Source organism: Achromobacter sp. 10T422 (assembly GCF_056394065.1).
Genome location: NZ_JBFTHD010000013.1, coordinates 78,965 through 93,669 on the forward strand (window position 1 = coordinate 78,965; position 14,705 = coordinate 93,669).

The 14,705-nt window shown below is 63.6% G+C and carries 15 protein-coding genes and 1 pseudogene; 10 read left to right on the plus strand and 6 right to left on the minus strand.

The window, feature by feature from the left end; translation table 11 throughout:
* Positions 1-29: 29 nt before the first annotated feature.
* The 4 genes from AC1DB0_RS27895 to AC1DB0_RS27910 form a co-directional block, all read right to left on the minus strand.
* On the minus strand, positions 30-791 hold the full coding sequence (locus AC1DB0_RS27895) for an SDR family NAD(P)-dependent oxidoreductase (RefSeq protein ID WP_476758406.1): 762 nt from the start codon (positions 789-791) through the stop codon (positions 30-32).
* A complete protein-coding gene (locus tag AC1DB0_RS27900; protein ID WP_476758796.1) occupies positions 788-1,966 on the minus strand; it encodes an aldose 1-epimerase family protein in 1,179 nt (392 codons plus the stop codon). The genes AC1DB0_RS27895 and AC1DB0_RS27900 overlap by 4 nt, the downstream gene beginning before the upstream one ends.
* 125 nt (positions 1,967-2,091) lie before the next feature.
* Positions 2,092-3,006 (minus strand): sugar phosphate isomerase/epimerase family protein, encoded by a 915-nt coding sequence (locus tag AC1DB0_RS27905; RefSeq protein ID WP_054422210.1) that lies wholly within the window; start codon positions 3,004-3,006, stop codon positions 2,092-2,094.
* A 32-nt stretch (positions 3,007-3,038) separates the two neighbouring features.
* Complete coding sequence (locus AC1DB0_RS27910) at positions 3,039-4,130, minus strand: Gfo/Idh/MocA family protein (protein WP_476758409.1); 1,092 nt, start codon at positions 4,128-4,130, stop codon at positions 3,039-3,041.
* Positions 4,131-4,356: 226 nt separating this feature from the next.
* Between AC1DB0_RS27910 and AC1DB0_RS27915 the strand changes: the two genes are divergently transcribed.
* A complete protein-coding gene (locus AC1DB0_RS27915) occupies positions 4,357-5,424 on the plus strand; it encodes a LacI family DNA-binding transcriptional regulator (protein WP_054422208.1) in 1,068 nt (355 codons plus the stop codon).
* A 174-nt stretch (positions 5,425-5,598) separates the two neighbouring features.
* On the opposite strand, the pseudogene AC1DB0_RS27920 reads toward AC1DB0_RS27915, so the two are convergent.
* Positions 5,599-5,844 (minus strand): annotated as a pseudogene (locus AC1DB0_RS27920) (YkvA family protein); the annotation flags it as partial.
* A 120-nt stretch (positions 5,845-5,964) separates the two neighbouring features.
* Here AC1DB0_RS27920 and AC1DB0_RS27925 point away from each other — a divergent pair.
* Both AC1DB0_RS27925 and arsB read left to right on the plus strand, forming a co-directional pair.
* Entirely contained in the window at positions 5,965-6,294 is a 330-nt protein-coding gene (locus AC1DB0_RS27925; RefSeq protein WP_342065482.1) for an ArsR/SmtB family transcription factor, read from the plus strand.
* Between the two features lie 99 nt (positions 6,295-6,393).
* Positions 6,394-7,476, plus strand: coding sequence for an ACR3 family arsenite efflux transporter (gene arsB / locus AC1DB0_RS27930; protein WP_476758410.1), 1,083 nt, complete (start codon positions 6,394-6,396; stop codon positions 7,474-7,476).
* A gap of 21 nt (positions 7,477-7,497) precedes the next feature.
* Here the strand turns inward: arsB and AC1DB0_RS27935 are convergent, their stop codons facing one another.
* Entirely contained in the window at positions 7,498-8,343 is an 846-nt protein-coding gene (locus AC1DB0_RS27935) for a LysR family transcriptional regulator (RefSeq protein ID WP_175168890.1), read from the minus strand.
* Positions 8,344-8,465: 122 nt separating this feature from the next.
* Here AC1DB0_RS27935 and mdcA point away from each other — a divergent pair, with 122 nt between their 5' ends.
* From mdcA to mdcH, 7 genes are read left to right on the plus strand one after another with little or no spacing between them, the layout of a single operon-like run.
* Positions 8,466-10,112 carry a malonate decarboxylase subunit alpha gene (gene mdcA, locus AC1DB0_RS27940; RefSeq protein WP_175168891.1) on the plus strand — a complete coding sequence of 549 codons (1,647 nt, stop codon included), beginning with the start codon at positions 8,466-8,468 and terminating at the stop codon, positions 10,110-10,112.
* Between the two features lie 10 nt (positions 10,113-10,122).
* Entirely contained in the window at positions 10,123-10,440 is a 318-nt protein-coding gene (gene mdcC, locus AC1DB0_RS27945) for a malonate decarboxylase acyl carrier protein (RefSeq protein ID WP_175168892.1), read from the plus strand.
* Positions 10,437-11,387 (plus strand): biotin-independent malonate decarboxylase subunit beta, encoded by a 951-nt coding sequence (locus AC1DB0_RS27950; protein WP_175168893.1) that lies wholly within the window; start codon positions 10,437-10,439, stop codon positions 11,385-11,387. Before mdcC ends, AC1DB0_RS27950 begins: the two co-directional genes overlap by 4 nt.
* Positions 11,374-12,141 carry a biotin-independent malonate decarboxylase subunit gamma gene (locus AC1DB0_RS27955; RefSeq protein WP_175168894.1) on the plus strand — a complete coding sequence of 256 codons (768 nt, stop codon included), beginning with the start codon at positions 11,374-11,376 and terminating at the stop codon, positions 12,139-12,141. Before AC1DB0_RS27950 ends, AC1DB0_RS27955 begins: the two co-directional genes overlap by 14 nt.
* 9 nt (positions 12,142-12,150) lie before the next feature.
* On the plus strand, positions 12,151-12,846 hold the full coding sequence (mdcG, locus tag AC1DB0_RS27960) for a malonate decarboxylase holo-[acyl-carrier-protein] synthase (RefSeq protein WP_175168895.1): 696 nt from the start codon (positions 12,151-12,153) through the stop codon (positions 12,844-12,846).
* Positions 12,824-13,738: a triphosphoribosyl-dephospho-CoA synthase MdcB gene (gene mdcB / locus AC1DB0_RS27965; protein ID WP_175168896.1), complete on the plus strand. Its 915-nt coding sequence runs from the start codon at positions 12,824-12,826 to the stop codon at positions 13,736-13,738. The genes mdcG and mdcB overlap by 23 nt, the downstream gene beginning before the upstream one ends.
* Positions 13,739-13,740: 2 nt before the next feature.
* Complete coding sequence (gene mdcH, locus AC1DB0_RS27970; protein ID WP_175168897.1) at positions 13,741-14,676, plus strand: malonate decarboxylase subunit epsilon; 936 nt, start codon at positions 13,741-13,743, stop codon at positions 14,674-14,676.
* The last annotated feature ends 29 nt before the right edge of the window (positions 14,677-14,705 follow it).

Here is a 14,705-nt window from a genome sequence, read left to right on the forward strand (position 1 = left end):
CTTCTACCCTCTGCGTGCGCCGATGCGCCTCAATGCATGACCCAGCCGCCGTCAACTGCCAGCGTCTGTCCGGAAATGAAACCCGCCTCGTCCGAGGCAAGGAAAATGATGGCCGCGGCGATGTCGCCTGCGTGCCCGCGGCGCTTCACCGACTGGCGTTCGAGCACCATGCGGTTGTAGCCGTCGGGATCGGGATGGATCTTCTCGGCGTCGGTGGGAAACGCGCCCGGCGAGATGGCGTTGACCGTGATGCCCCATTTGCCGAACTCGCGGGCGAATGCACGCGTGGCGCCCACCATCGCACCCTTGGATTGCACGTAGGGCAGCAGGTTTTCCCAACCGCCGGACAGCGTGATCGACGAGATGTTGATCACGCGGCCCCATTGCTGCTCGCGCATGCCGGGCAGCGCCGCTCGGACGATCTGAATCGCCGCCTCCACGTTGACGCGGTGCACGCGCGCCAGCTCTGCGTCGCTGTATTCCTCGAACGGGCGCGAGGGGTAGATCGCCGCGTTGTTGATGACCACATCAATCGGGCCCTGGGCGGTCAGCTGCTGAAGGTGCGACTGCAGCGCGCTGGCGTCGGCAAGATCGGCCTGCAGAATGTGAAGCTGGTCGGAAAACCGCGCCGGCACGGTGCTGCGCAAGCGATCGATATGCCCGGCGTGGTTGTCCAGCGCGATCACGCTTGCGCCTGCTTCCAGCAGCGCAAGCGTGGTGTCCACCCCGAAGCCGCCCGCCGCGCCCGTGAACAGCACGCGACGGCCCTGCAAGGAGAAGGGCGCGCTCATGAACGCTCCGCGATGGGCGCGAAGCGCCCCGACAACGGCGGATAATCGGCCTCGGGCTGCACCGCGATCGCGCGGATGCGTGCTTCGCATGCCGCGATATCGGCGGGCGAGCCCAGCACGCTGAACGTAGTGTCGTAGCGGCGTTCTTCCCCATGCTCGAGCCAGATGAGCTCGTTGCGCTCACGCGCGGCACCCTGGCCCAGCACATGGTTGGTCGAGGGCTCGATGCCCATCGCATACTGGCCCGATTGCAGGTTCTGCCATTGATACTGGCACGGGAATTGATGCTTGAAGGTGYTGACCTGCATGCCCAGGGCCAGCTTATCGTTCACCAGGGCCACCGGGACGCTGCCGTCGGCGGCGGCGGCCATCTCGTGCTGCCACACCTGCTCATGAAAGCCCAATTGCGGCGCCGGCATGCGGCGGTAGCCCACGCCCTGCTCGCGGTAGGTTTGCTCGTGCGCCGCCCACACCACATCGCGGATCGGCGCCAGATAGCGCGAGTCGGCGTCCAGCACCGGATAGCCCAGGTTGATGTGATAGCAGAGCATGTGCGGCGTGCGGTAGAAGCCGCGATTCACCACGCGATCCGACAGTTTGATGTCGTTGGTGCCCACCTCGATCTCGATGCGGCGGTGCAGCTCCAGGTGCTCACCGAACACGGTGCCCTGGCTCACGACTCCCTCCGCCCACAGCACGCAGCGATCGCCGTCCCAGCGTTCGCCGTAGCCGGTCAGGCGCGCCGGAATGGTGCCCACGCGGCCGTGGATGGACTGCTTGGCGGTCTTGCGCGGGCCGTACACATAGTTGTCGGCCGGTGCGTCGTACATGAACAGAATGTGGTCCAGTCCGCAGGTGATCATGAGGCCCGAGAACGAGCGCATCCAGCCCAGTCCGCCTTCGCCTTCATAGTCATGCAGGCCAGGATGGCGAAAGCCCGACGGCGACTGCCATCCCATGGCGAAGCCGCGGTATTCGCAATCGGCGATGTCCATCGCGCGATCCACCAGCACCGTAAAACGCAGGCCCGTGCCGCTGCGGAACTCCAGCATGCGGATACCGCGCTCCAGCCCGTCGTCCAGCGTCATCAGGCGTACGCCGGCAAACTGCGCAAGCTGTCCGGTGCGCGCCTCCACGTCGCGGCGCGTCATCCAGGTTCCGTAAATGTCAGGCATGAGTTCTCCCTGGCAAAGGCGCGGGTGCGCGTTTGCCGGTGTCGGTGTTCAGAATCGTGTTCGCAGGCGCGCCGCGGGCCTTAGGGAAGGGTGGTTCGCGGTGCGCCTCTGTTGCGGCAGGCGGCCTACAGGCCGTTCGCGCGCAGCCGCTCGTCCAGGAAGTTCTTGGCGCGCGGCACGTCGTCTTCGGTCAAGTGCTCGATGATGATGGGAATGTTGGGGTGCTTTTTCGCCAGGCGCTGCAGGTAGAGGTCGTAGTTGAGCGCGCCCAGGCCCGGCGCCGGCAGCTCGATCTCGCCCACGCCACGGAAGGTATGGCTTTCGGCCGCGCCGTCGTCTCCAATGTCGCTGTGCTTTTCCGACTTGTCATCGCCCGAACGCTTCACGTCCTTGGCATGCGCGATGCAGATTTTGTCCGAGAGGGCGTCGAACACCTGATTGAGCGTGCGGTCCATCTGGTCGATGTTGTGCGCTTCGAAGTAGTTCGTCGGGTCCATCAAGAGGCCAAGGCCAGGGTGATCCACCTCGGCGAACATGCGCAGCGTTTCCTCGACTGATCCCACCACGTTGTTCACGTAGGTCTCAAGCAGGAAGACCGCGCCATGGTCATAGGCATGTTGCGACAGTTCCGCGATCATCGCGCGGCACTGGTCCCAGCCTTCCTCGGTCTTGTTCTTGGGGTGATGCACCCAGTCGCTGTCGGTGGCGAACGTGCCGGTTTCCGAGATCACGTAAGGCGAACCCAACTGGCGCGCGTGCGTGAGGATCTCTTTGAGATAGCCGTTGCGGCGTTGGCGTTCGGCGGGATCGGGATGAACGATATTGGTATAGGCCGAGATGCAGGACACCGGCAGGTTGTAGTGGCGGAAGGTGTCGCGGATCTGTGTGCATTTCTGCGCGGTCAGCTGCCCCGGGCCGAGCTCCATGTCCTTGAAATGCAGGTCCAGCTGCACGGTGTTGAAGCCGTGCGAGCGGATCACCTTGGCGGTGCGCTCCAGCTCATAGGGAAAGTAGCCCGAGAAGATTCCGGTCTGGATCATGATGCTTGTCTCCGTCTGTTTTTTCTGTCTGGTTATTCAACAGCCGGCAGCCGTACTGTGCGGCCTTCGGCGATGGACGTGTACGCGGCCTCGACCAGCGCCATCGTGCGTACGTTGTCGGTCACGCTCAACGCAGGCTCGGTGCCGCTGGCCAGCGCGTACTGCAACTGCTCCATCACGCCGATGAAGGCATGCGGAAACCACATCGTGTCCCACGTGGGAGTGACCCAACGCCCGTCGGTATGGCCCTTGGCCGCGCGCGAGGCGTAGCTCAGGGTCGACGGCTCGCCGGTGGGCCAGCCGATGGTGCCGCGCGCGACGCCCTCGGTGCCTTCCACGCGCCAGCGGATGTGCTGGTCGTCGGGGTATCCCTCGGCCCGCGGGCCTGACCACACATCTTCAAGCGACAGCGCGAGCAGGCCGTTGCCAAAGCGCAGCGTGGTGCTCACCAGCCCATCCTGATGCGCGAACTCGGTGCGCGGATCGGGGCGGGTGATGCTGGTGATCTCGGTGGGCTCGCCAAACAGATAACGCAAGGCATCGAGGTGATGCACGCTCATGTTCGAGAGCGTCAGCCTGTCATAGCCGCGCAAGAAATCCTGCCAGTGCGGGATCGCGTGCATGTCGATCTGCGCGAACACCGGCGTGCCCAGCACGCCCTGGTCGAGCAGCTGTTTGAGCGTGCGCATCGACTGGTCGTAGCGCATGTTCTGGTTTACCGACAGGATCTTGCCGGCGGCCCGCGCCTCGTCGCGCAAGGCGCGGGCTTCGTCCAGCGAAAGGGCAAGCGGCTTCTGTGCCAGCACGCCGCGCACGTGCGGGGCGCGCAACGCAGCGCGAATCAGCGCGGGTTGCAGGTCAGGCGGATACGCGATGTCCACGATGTCGATCTGCGGATCGGCGATCAGGGCCAGCGGATTCTCATGCACACGCGGGATGCCGTAGCGTTCGGCGACCTCGGCCGCTTTGCTGCGGGTACGCGACGCGATCGCCGCCACCGTGAAGCCGGCCTGCTGGTAGGCCGCCAGATGGCACTCGGCCATGATCATGCCGGCGCCAATGCAGCCGATGCGAAAGCGCCGTTCCCGAACGGGCGGGTCGGGCACCAGGGTAGGGTGCGACATGTGCTCCTCCTGCCGGCTTGGTATGCACTGTCGACTGCCAGGCATCCTGCCGTGCGGTGTTTGATGTTATTGAGCCGCGATAATCACATCAAAACAATCAGTGGTAAAGGTAGATGGCGCTTCCAGGGCCAGAACGTTACCTTTTTGATCCCGAATGATTGCAAATGATGGGTTATGATGGCCTCGCCACCATCGTCCTGATGGTGTTTTGAGAGCCTGGCCCCGCATGCGTCCCACAATTTCCCTCATTGCCCGTGAAGCCGGCATGTCCACCGCCACCGTGGACCGGGTGCTGAACGACCGCGACGGAGTGCGCGGCAAGACGCGCGACCGCGTGCTGGCAATCGCCAATCGCCTTGGCTACTTCGTCCAGGGCGCCGATGCCGCCAGCCAGGATGTGCGGGTCGATTTCGTTTTACCCGCCGGCACCAACAGCTTCATGACTGCGTTAGGCCAGCACCTGCTTGAAGAAGCCGCCACCCGGCCCGATGTGCGGGCCCGCCTGCATCTGATCGAAGGATTCGACGCCAATAAGCTCGCGCAAAAGCTCTACGAGCTGCGCGAGCAGACGCAGGCCGTTGGCCTGGTCGGGCTGGATCATCCCCAAGTGCGCGACGCCATCATGGCGCTGCGCGACAGCGGCGTGCATGTAAGCACCCTGGTGTCGGACATTCCAATCTCGGCGCGCCTGGGTTACGTGGGCATCGACAACCGCGCCGCAGGCCGCCTGGCTGCGCTGTTGCTGGGCCGGTTTCTGCCACAGCACACAGAGCGGAAGGTCGCGGTGTTCGTGGGGTCACTGGCGTATCGCGGCCACGAAGAGCGGGAGATGGGCTTTCGCTCGCTGCTGAGCGAAGAGTTTCCGCACCTGCGCATTGCACACATTCTTGAGATCGGCGACGACCGCGACCGCGCCTTTGCCGTCACGCAGGATCTGCTGCGCAAAGAGCCGCCGCACGCGATTTACAACATCGGCGCCGGCAATCAAGGCATCGCGCGGGCGCTGAAAGAGGCGCGGCCGGCTGAGGCGCGGCCCGCCGAGGCGTGGCCAAACGAGGGTCGCGCAGGTAAGGCAGCCTCCGCTCATCGCATTGTCTTCGTGGGCCACGACCTCACCGAAGCCACGCGCCGCCTGTTGCTCGATCGCACCATGGACGCCGTGATCGACCAGAACCCGCGCGTCGAGGCGCGCGAGATCGTCAAGCTGCTGGTGGCGGCCGTGAAGGGCGCGCCCGAACCCAGCTACCTGCCGCGGCTTCAGGTCATCTTCCGGGAAAACATTCCGGAGCCGTGATGGCATTGCGACGGCGGCCAAGGCTGGAGGATGGGGAGCAGGGGTTGCTCCTCGGATGAAGATTAGCTTTGGCACAGGCTGGGTGGTGGGTACCCCGCTAGCTCTGGGCGTAATACGCATAATGTGTATTATGTAAAGTAAGGTTTATGGGTGAAGCCCTACTTATCGACCCATTCAGGCTCGTTGCACGAACCAAAGCCACGCAGCCAGGCCAACGCTCACCCACACTGCCACGATCAGCACGGCTCCCATCCTGCTGCGCGGCTTTGAGGCTGCCGACTCCATCCAGGCCTCTGCGTGGCGTCTGCAATCGGCAAGCACGTCCGGCGGCAAGAGTTTGATGGCCAGGTAGATCAAGCCTGGCAGCAACAGTACGTCATCGACATACCCCAACACCGGAATGAAGTCCGGGAGCAGATCGAAGGCGCAGCGCGTTTGCGCCGCTCAATGTTGAAAACTCAAAGCGACAAGCGGACGTCCATCTTCCCGATCACAAACTCGTACTGTTCTACAGTTCTACAATCGTTGTATGATCGAACAATGAACGAAGATCAAACAGTTTCAGCCCTCGGCGCCCTCGCCCACGCCCAACGTCTACGCGTTTTTCGCGCGCTCGTCGTGGCTGGGCTCGGCGGTCTCACTCCCAGCGTCTTGGCCGACCAGCTCGGCGTGGCGCGCAACACCTTGTCTTTCCATCTGAAAGAGCTGTCGCACGCCGGCTTGGTCACGGTTGAGCAACAAGGCCGAAATCTGATCTATCGCGCTGACTTCTCGCAGATGAATGCGCTGCTTGGCTACCTCACTGAACACTGCTGCCAAGGCGCCCCTTGCGAGGCCTCCGACTCCAAACTCTCCACTCGTTGCTGCTAGGACTTCCCATGTCGCACCCCCCTTTCAATGTGCTGTTTCTCTGCACGGGCAACTCGGCCCGCTCCATGCGCGGCATTGGCAAAGCCCAGGAGTAAGCCGATGTCAGTCCCTACACAGGCAGCGGCGCCCGTGCCTCACGCGAACGGTGGAATGAGCGTCTTCGAGCGTTACCTGGCGCTCTGGGTGTTTCTCTGCATCGTCCTCGGCGTTGCCTTGGGCCAGCTCATGCCCGCCCTATTTCAAACCATCGGGCATTTAGAAGTCGCGCAAGTCAACCTGCCGGTTGGCATCCTGATCTGGGTGATGATCATTCCGATGCTGCTGAAGGTGGACTTCGGCGCACTGGGCCAGGTCAAACAGCATTGGCGCGGCATTGGCGTGACGCTGTTCATCAACTGGGCAGTCAAGCCTTTCTCCATGGCGTTCCTGGGGTGGCTATTCATCCGCCAGGTCTTTTCGCCGTGGTTGCCGGCTGATCAGTTGGATAGCTATATCGCTGGCCTGATTCTTCTTGCCGCAGCCCCATGTACCGCCATGGTGTTCGTCTGGAGCCGGCTGACCGGCGGTGATCCGGTGTTCACGCTTTCCCAAGTGGCGTTGAACGACACGATCATGGTGTTCGCCTTCGCGCCCATTGTCGGGCTGCTACTGGGCTTGTCGGCCATCACCGTGCCGTGGGACACCTTGCTCGTGTCCGTTGGGCTCTACATTGTGATCCCGGTCATCCTCGCCCAGCTCTGGCGCCGCGCGCTGCTGCGTCGTGGGCACGACGCATTCGAAGCGGCGTTGGCGCGGATCGGGCCGTTTTCCATGGCCGCCTTGCTGTTGACGCTGGTGCTCCTGTTCGCATTCCAGGGCGAAGCCATCATTGGCCAGCCGTTGGTGATCGCCATGCTGGCGGTGCCGATCCTGATCCAGGTGCTCTTTAATTCAGGCCTGGCGTACTGGCTGAATCGTCGCGTGGGTGAAAAGCACAGCATCGCTTGCCCGTCAGCGCTGATTGGCGCATCCAACTTCTTCGAGCTTTCCGTCGCCGCCGCGATCAGCCTGTTCGGGTTTCAGTCGGGCGCCGCGTTGGCGACGGTGGTCGGCGTGTTGATCGAAGTGCCGGTAATGCTGCTGGTTGTGCGGGTGGTGAATCAGTCCAAAGGCTGGTACGACGCTGGCGCGAAACGGGGCTAAGGTCAGAGCGATAACGGACGACTACTCCAAGGCAGCCGCGCGCAGCGTGGCTTCCAGCGCCAGCACCGCCTCGGACACGACCGACGCACGGTCGATCACGAAGTCCAGTTCGCCCAGATCAGGCAAACCGGCGTCCAGCCGCACCAAGCCATCTGGCACCACATAATCGGCGAAGGCGCTGATACCCAGCCCCGCAATGGCCGCCGACTTCAGAACCGCGATACTGCTGCTGACGGTGGCGATGCGGTATTCGCGGTTCGCCGCCTTCAAGGTTTCCAGCACCCGAGTGCGCGACACGCTGGGTTCCGGATGCAAAGCGAGCGGCAGCACAGACTCGCCACCGGTAATTCTGGATTGCGGACCCACGCACCAATACAGCCTTTCGGTACGCACGACCTGGCCGCGATGGCTGCCTGACAGCCGCTTGGCGAACACCAGGTCATGGCGGCCTTCGTCCAGTTCCCGAAAAAGATCACCGCTAAGTCCCGTGGCGATGACCAGTTCTACCTGGGGATTTCGCTGCAGAAAATTGGCCAGCGCGAGCGTCAGCCGGGTTGACGCGAAGTCTTCCGACAGGCCCAGGCGCACGGTGCCATTTAACGCCGGACCAGATATCGCGGTAAACGCGTCATCCATCAGTTCCAGAATGCGTTGAGCGTAGTCGTACAGGGTTTCGCCCTGGCGCGACAGCCGCACGTTGCGCGTGTTGCGCTCGAATAGTGGCTGACCCACGATGTCTTCAAGACGGCGTATGTGCTGGCTGACCGTCGATTGTGACAGGCTGACGCGCTCCGAGGCCGCAGTGAAGCTGCCGCTTTGGACGACCGCCACAAAACTGCGCAGCAACTCGGGAGATAAAGGACGCATTACGAAACCCTCTGAATGGCAGCAGATAACTTCATAAATCAAGGCCGCGACTGGCGTTAGGATTTTACGCAGACGGTTGCCGATCAACGGCGGCCGTACGGATCAACAGTGGAGAATGCCTGATGACGGCCTGGAATAGCGCCCGGCGCGCGAAAGAAGAACGGATAACGGCCGGAGCCCGGTACGCCCAGGGCAAGGAGGTGGCCGCGGACGACGCCACCGCCTTGCTGGAGGCGGTGATCCGGCCCGGCGACCGTGTCTGCCTGGAAGGCGACAATCAAAAGCAAGCGGATCTGCTGGCCGTGGCGCTGGCTGCCGCTAACAACCAGATCCTGTATGACCTGCACATGGTTCAGTCGGGCGTCGTGTTGCCCGAACATCTGGATGTGTTCGAAAGCGGTATCGCAAAGCGGCTGGATTTTGCGTACTCCGGTCCTCAATCGCAACGCATTGCCCAATTGTTGTTCGGCGGCAAGATTGCACTGGGCGCCGTCCATACGTATCTGGAGCTATTCGCGAGGTACTTCGTTGATTTGACGCCCCAAGTCGCCCTTATCGCTGCGGTCAGCGCCGACCGGGACGGCAATCTGTACACCGGGCCGAACACCGAAGACACGCCCACGGTCGTCGAGGCCACCGCGTTCAAGGACGGCATCGTCATTGCGCAGGTGAACCAGATCGTGGACAAGGTGCCGCGCGTGGACATCCCCGGAGACCGCGTGCATTTCGTGGTGCAGGCCAACAAACCGTTTTATGTGGAACCGCTGTTCACGCGTGATCCAGCCGCCATCACCGAAACGCAGATTCTCACCGCCATGCTGGCGTTAAAGGGAATCTATGCGCCGTACGGCGTCCAGCGTCTGAATCACGGCATCGGCTTTAACACGGCGGCCATCGAATTGCTGCTGCCCACCTACGGCGAACGGCTGGGCTTGCGCGGCAAGGTCGCCACGCAATGGGCACTGAACCCGCATCCGACATTGATTCCGGCAATCGAATCGGGCTGGGTGCAGAACATTCATTGCTTTGGCTCCGAAGTCGGCATGGACGAATACATCCGTGCGCGCTCCGACATTTACTTCACTGGGCCGGACGGGTCGTTGCGGTCCAACCGCGCGTTCTGCCAGACGGCGGGTCTGTATGCCTGCGACATGTTCATCGGGTCCACGCTGCAGATTGATCTGCAGGGGCATTCGTCCACGGTGACCGCGGGTCGTATCGCCGGCTTTGGCGGCGCGCCCAATATGGGCAGCGATGCGCGGGGTCGCCGCCATTCCAGCGCACCCTGGCTGATTGCCGGCGAACAGGCGGACCCTGCTACCCCCGCCGCGCTGCGGCGCGGCCGCAAACTGGTCGTGCAAATCGGCGAGACCTTTGGCGACAAGAATGCACCGTTGTTCGTAGATCGTCTGGACGCGTTGACGCTGGCTGAAAGACTGCAGTTGGATCTGGCGCCCATCATGGTCTATGGCGACGACGTGACGCACATCGTGACCGAAGAAGGCATCGCCAACTTGCTACTGTGCCGCAACGCGGATGAACGCGAACACGCGATCCGCGGCGTTGCCGGCTACACGCCGGTTGGACGGCAACGCAACAAAAAGCTGGTCGAACAGCTGCGTGAACGCAAGATCATTCAACGTCCGGAAGACCTGGGCATTGATCCGCTAGACGCCGACCGCAGCCTGCTGGCCGCACGCTCGGTCAAGGATCTAGTGCGCTGGTCGGGCGGTTTGTATTCGCCGCCCGCGCAATTCCGCAATTGGTAAAGGTGAACACATGGAACATTTAAATTATCGCCACAAGACGACGCGGCAAGCGTCGGGCACGCAGACCAGCGCGGTGGTGGGCGTCGTGGCATCGGGCAATCTGGAAGTCCTGGTCGAGCGCGCCCTTCCCCACCATGACTGCGAAGTCGACATACACAGTCAGGCCACGGGTTTTGGCGATGTATGGAGTGCGGTGATCGCGGATTTTGTATCGCGCCGCGCCGTGGGCGGCCTGCGATTTTCGATCAACGATGGCGGGGCGCGCCCCGACACGGTGGCGCTGCGCCTGGCGCAAGCCGTGCGTGTCATGGAAGGAGGACAGCAATGAGCGCCCAACCACACGAGGTAACCACGCGGCCGCAGCCGGCCTTGGCGCCCATCCCGGCAAGCTGGTATGAATCCTCCGCGCGCAAACGCGTGACGGGGCTGTTGGACGAGGGAACGTTCATTGAATTCCTGGGTCCCGAGGCGCGCGCGGTCAGCCCGCACTTGCCGCTATTCGACCTGCCGCAACAATTCGACGACGGCATGATCGTGGGCAAAGGCCTGCTGGATGGCAAGCCCCTATTCGTCGCGGCGCAAGAAGGCCGTTACATGGGCGGCGCCGTGGGTGAAGTCCATGGCGCGAAGCTGACGGGGCTGCTGCGCGCCGCGCGCGACCTGGCCACCGTGCCCGTGCTGATTCTGTTCGACACCGGCGGCGTGCGGCTGCAGGAAGCCAACGCTGGCGAACTGGCTATCGCGGAAATCATGCGTGCCGTGGTGGAAGCTCGCTTGGCGGGTGTGCCGGTGATCGGTCTGATCGGCGGACGCTCCGGATGTTATGGCGGCGGCGGGCTGATCGCCGGTTGTTGCTCGGCGTTGGCCGTTTCCGAATCTGGCCGCATCAGCGTGTCCGGCCCAGAAGTCATCGAGACCAATCGCGGCATTGAAGAATTCGATTCATCCGACCGGCCGCTCGTGTGGCGGACCATGGGCGGCAAACACCGGCGCTTGCTGGGCGGCGCGGATGCGTATGCCGACGACACGTTGGCCGGATTCCGCCAGGCCGCGTTGAACTTGCTGGCCACTGCCCTGCCCTTAAGTGCTTCGGTATTGCAGAACGAACAAGCACGTCTGGAAGACCGGTTGACGCAATTCGGCGCCTGCGCCGACGCCCGGGATATCTGGGCGGCGCTGGGAGTTCCCTTACCTGCGGACGTACCCGATCTGGACTACGAGGCATTTTCGGAATTGGCGGATAGATTGCAGGAGGCGCGTCATGACGCTCGATGACATTCTGGGTTCGCTATTCGCGGACTCGCAGGGCTTGGTGCGGGAAAACGGCTTGTTGTGGGGACGCGCTCGGCTGGCGGATGACGGCCAGGACCGCATGCCAACCGTGATCGGTGTGGAAGGACGTGCGTTTGTCGGCGTGGACGATGCCATTGTGCTTGCCCGCGTGGTGCTGCAGACGATCGCCCAAGGCGCGGCGCAGGGCTCGCAAGAACCCATCCTGGTGCTGATCGACAGCAGCAGCCAGCGCATGAGTAAACGCGATGAATTGCTGGGCCTGAACGAGTTCCTGGCCCATCTGGCCAAAAGCCTGATCTACGCCCATGCGCGCGGTCATGCGACGGTGGGATTGTTATACGGCCATACGGCCGCCGGCGCATTCATCGCAACCGCCCTGGCAACCAGCACCTTGTTAGCACTGCCCGGCGCGCATCCCGCCGTCATGGATCTGCCGTCGATGGCGCGTGTGACCAAGTTGCCGCTGACGGTGCTGGAAGAAAAGGCCAAATCCACGCCGGTGTTCGCGCCCGGTCTGGACAATCTGGCGCAAACCGGCGGCGTGGCGCAGGTGTTGAATCCGGACCAGCCGTTGTCGGCGCAGGTGCGAGACGTCCTGGCTACGTTGACCACGGGCTTGACCCCGCGCGAGCGCGCACAAGATCACCGCGACCGCTTGGGCAAAACGCGCGGCGGCCGGCCCGTGGCCGCGGATATCGCCGACCAGGTCTATGCGCTGGCTCGCGCCGCAATCTAAGGGGCGTCAATGACACGCGCCAGCCCGCCTTATCCCCGTCATAGCCTGGTATGGGTGCGGCCCGATGCGTGGCGGGCCGTGATGGCAAGCCGGCCCGATTTGGCGGCGCTGCCACGCGTAGAACACTGGGCGTTACAAGACTATCCGCTGATCGTGCGCCGTTATGGCCACGAGGACGCCCAGGCCACCGATGACCGGGTGCCACTGGGCCTGCCGTTGCCGCCCGCCGATGGCAAGCAGCGCCTGTTCCTGAGTATGTCGCGAGCCGATATCGTGACGCACGGCCCCTGCCCGTTGCTGCAGGACGTCCTGTACGTGGCGCCCGCGGCATGGTTGCCATCCCTGCGGCGCGTGCTGCATTGCGCCCAAGCGCATGCCGTAGAAGTCAGAGTGTTTGGCAGCCTGGCCTGGCAGCATCTGACCGGTCTTCCTTATCTGTCGCCACACTCCGATATTGATCTGTTGTGGCGTTTGACCGCCAATTCCAAACAGATCCGTCAGTGGCTGGACGAGCTAGCCATGCTGGATGCGGCTGCGCCCATGCGGCTGGACGGCGAGCTGCTGCGTGCCGATGGCGCAGGGGTGAATTGGCGCGAACTACAGGGCGGCGCAGCCACGGTGCTGTTGAAAGCGACGCACGAAGCACGCTTGCTGACGCCCATGGAGTTTTTCAGGACTGGACATGACTGCGCTGCTATCGCGTGAAACCTTCAACCGGCAAGCGAACGGTGGTGATGCGAATGCCAGCCCCACCCCTGAATCCTGCGGCTCGCCATGGTCGGGGCAGGGGCTGGGTGCGTTGGCGGCGCGAAGTTTGTGGCTAGAGGTGCATACCTGGCCCAAGCCCGGCCTTGTCAGTCATGTCGATGCAGGCAGTCACGACGACATGAATGCCGCCACGTTTGAACGCAGCGCCCTTGCGCTGCAACCCTTTTTCACGGAATTGGCGCAAGCGGGATCGGACAATGCCCCGATGAGCACGCTACGCAAGATCGGCCTGCGTGCTGAGACCGCCATGTTTGCCGCGACAGGCGGCATCAACACGCATCGCGGCGCCATTTTCGGACTGGGGCTGTTGTGCGCCGCGGCGGGCCTGCGCGCCAAGCAAGAAGGCGCATCGACCACACACGGTCCCGCGCTGGGCGACATTGTGCGCACGCGATGGGGCGCCGACATCCTGGGCGGCCCGCGCCTGCCCGGCAGCCATGGCGAAACCGTGGTGCGGCGTTATGGCGTGGGTGGCGCGCGTGCGGAGGCCGCTTGCGGATTTCCCTGCGTGTATGAACTGGGCTTGCCCGCATTGCGGCAGGCCCTTGCGGGTGCGTGCATGGATGACAACGCTGCGCGTGTGCATGCCTGTCTGGCGCTCGTGTCGCAAGTTCAAGACACCAATCTGCTGCATCGCGGTGGCGAGGCGGGATTGCAGTATGCGCAGTTGCAGGCGCGGCGCTTCATGGCGGCGGGCGGCGTATTCCAAGCCGGGTGGCACGCCCGGGCGCAACGCATGCATCAGTCGTTCGTCCAACGCCGCTTAAGTCCCGGCGGCGCGGCGGATCTGCTGGCCATGACGCTGTTTGCGCATGCGGCCGGAGACTGACCATGGCCTTGGCTTTACTGTGCTCGGGTCAGGGGCGCCAGCACGCAGGCATGTTCGACCTGACAGGCGCGGCGCCCGCGGCACGCGGCGTGTTCGACCACGCCGCGTTGCTGCTGGGCGAAGATCCGAGGACCTGGGTCCGCCATGCCACTGACGAACAACGGTGCGTGAACCGCACAGCGCAGGTGCTGTGCGTTGTGCAGGCCATTGCCGCACACGCCGCATTGCGCTCCCTGTTGCCGCGCCGGTTGTGCGTGGCGGGATACAGCGTGGGAGAACTGGCGGCGTGGGCAGTGGCGGGGTTGCTGCCCGTTCAGGCTGCCTTGGACTTGGCCGTTACGCGTGCGCAGGCCATGGATGCCGCCAGCGGCGGTGCCCAAGGCATGTTGTTTGTGCGAGGGTTACCCCTGGCGGACATCCAAGCGTTGTGCCAGGGCCGGCAGGCTGCGGTGGCCATCGTCAACCCGGGCCAGGCCTGGGTGCTGGGCGGCCGCCTGACCGACCTGGCGGCCATTGCCACCCAAGCGGAACATCACGGCGCCAATCGCGTGGCCAGCATTCCTGTGTCGGTCGCGTCGCATACCTTTTTGCTGGCCGACGCGGTGGCGCCCTTCGCCAACGAGTTGCATCAAGCGGCGCCTCCCACGGCGCGCGCCACACCTGGTATCCGGCTATTCAGCGGCATCGATGCACAGGCCGTGCTGAACGTTGACGAAGGATTGAACAAACTGGCGCGGCAGATTGCCGAACCCATTCAGTGGGAACAGTGTCTGCAGGCCTGTGTCGAAGCAGGCGCCACCGCTTTTCTGGAACTGGGGCCTGGCAGAGCGTTGACCGACATGGCGGCAAGCGCCTTTCCCCGCGTTCCCGCAAGATCACTGGACGACTTTCGCACCTTGCAGGGGGTGAGCGACTGGTTGGCGCGCATTCCAGACTAACCATGAAAGCGTGTTCCAGGCAGCGTGGC

Bases quoted from the DNA above. Each gene is read 5' to 3' on its own strand.
- AC1DB0_RS27950 (WP_175168893.1), top strand. From the start codon at position 10,437: ATGAGCGCCCAACCACACGAGGTAACCACGCGGCCGCAGCCGGCCTTG.
- AC1DB0_RS27905 (WP_054422210.1), bottom strand. From the start codon at position 3,006: ATGATCCAGACCGGAATCTTCTCGGGCTACTTTCCCTATGAGCTGGAG.
- arsB (WP_476758410.1), top strand. From the start codon at position 6,394: ATGTCAGTCCCTACACAGGCAGCGGCGCCCGTGCCTCACGCGAACGGT.
- AC1DB0_RS27925 (WP_342065482.1), top strand. From the start codon at position 5,965: ATGAACGAAGATCAAACAGTTTCAGCCCTCGGCGCCCTCGCCCACGCC.
- AC1DB0_RS27915 (WP_054422208.1), top strand. From the start codon at position 4,357: ATGCGTCCCACAATTTCCCTCATTGCCCGTGAAGCCGGCATGTCCACC.
- AC1DB0_RS27955 (WP_175168894.1), top strand. From the start codon at position 11,374: ATGACGCTCGATGACATTCTGGGTTCGCTATTCGCGGACTCGCAGGGC.
- AC1DB0_RS27935 (WP_175168890.1), bottom strand. From the start codon at position 8,343: ATGCGTCCTTTATCTCCCGAGTTGCTGCGCAGTTTTGTGGCGGTCGTC.
- AC1DB0_RS27895 (WP_476758406.1), bottom strand. From the start codon at position 791: ATGAGCGCGCCCTTCTCCTTGCAGGGCCGTCGCGTGCTGTTCACGGGC.
- mdcC (WP_175168892.1), top strand. From the start codon at position 10,123: ATGGAACATTTAAATTATCGCCACAAGACGACGCGGCAAGCGTCGGGC.
- mdcG (WP_175168895.1), top strand. From the start codon at position 12,151: ATGACACGCGCCAGCCCGCCTTATCCCCGTCATAGCCTGGTATGGGTG.
- mdcH (WP_175168897.1), top strand. From the start codon at position 13,741: ATGGCCTTGGCTTTACTGTGCTCGGGTCAGGGGCGCCAGCACGCAGGC.
- mdcA (WP_175168891.1), top strand. From the start codon at position 8,466: ATGACGGCCTGGAATAGCGCCCGGCGCGCGAAAGAAGAACGGATAACG.
- AC1DB0_RS27910 (WP_476758409.1), bottom strand. From the start codon at position 4,130: ATGTCGCACCCTACCCTGGTGCCCGACCCGCCCGTTCGGGAACGGCGC.
- mdcB (WP_175168896.1), top strand. From the start codon at position 12,824: ATGACTGCGCTGCTATCGCGTGAAACCTTCAACCGGCAAGCGAACGGT.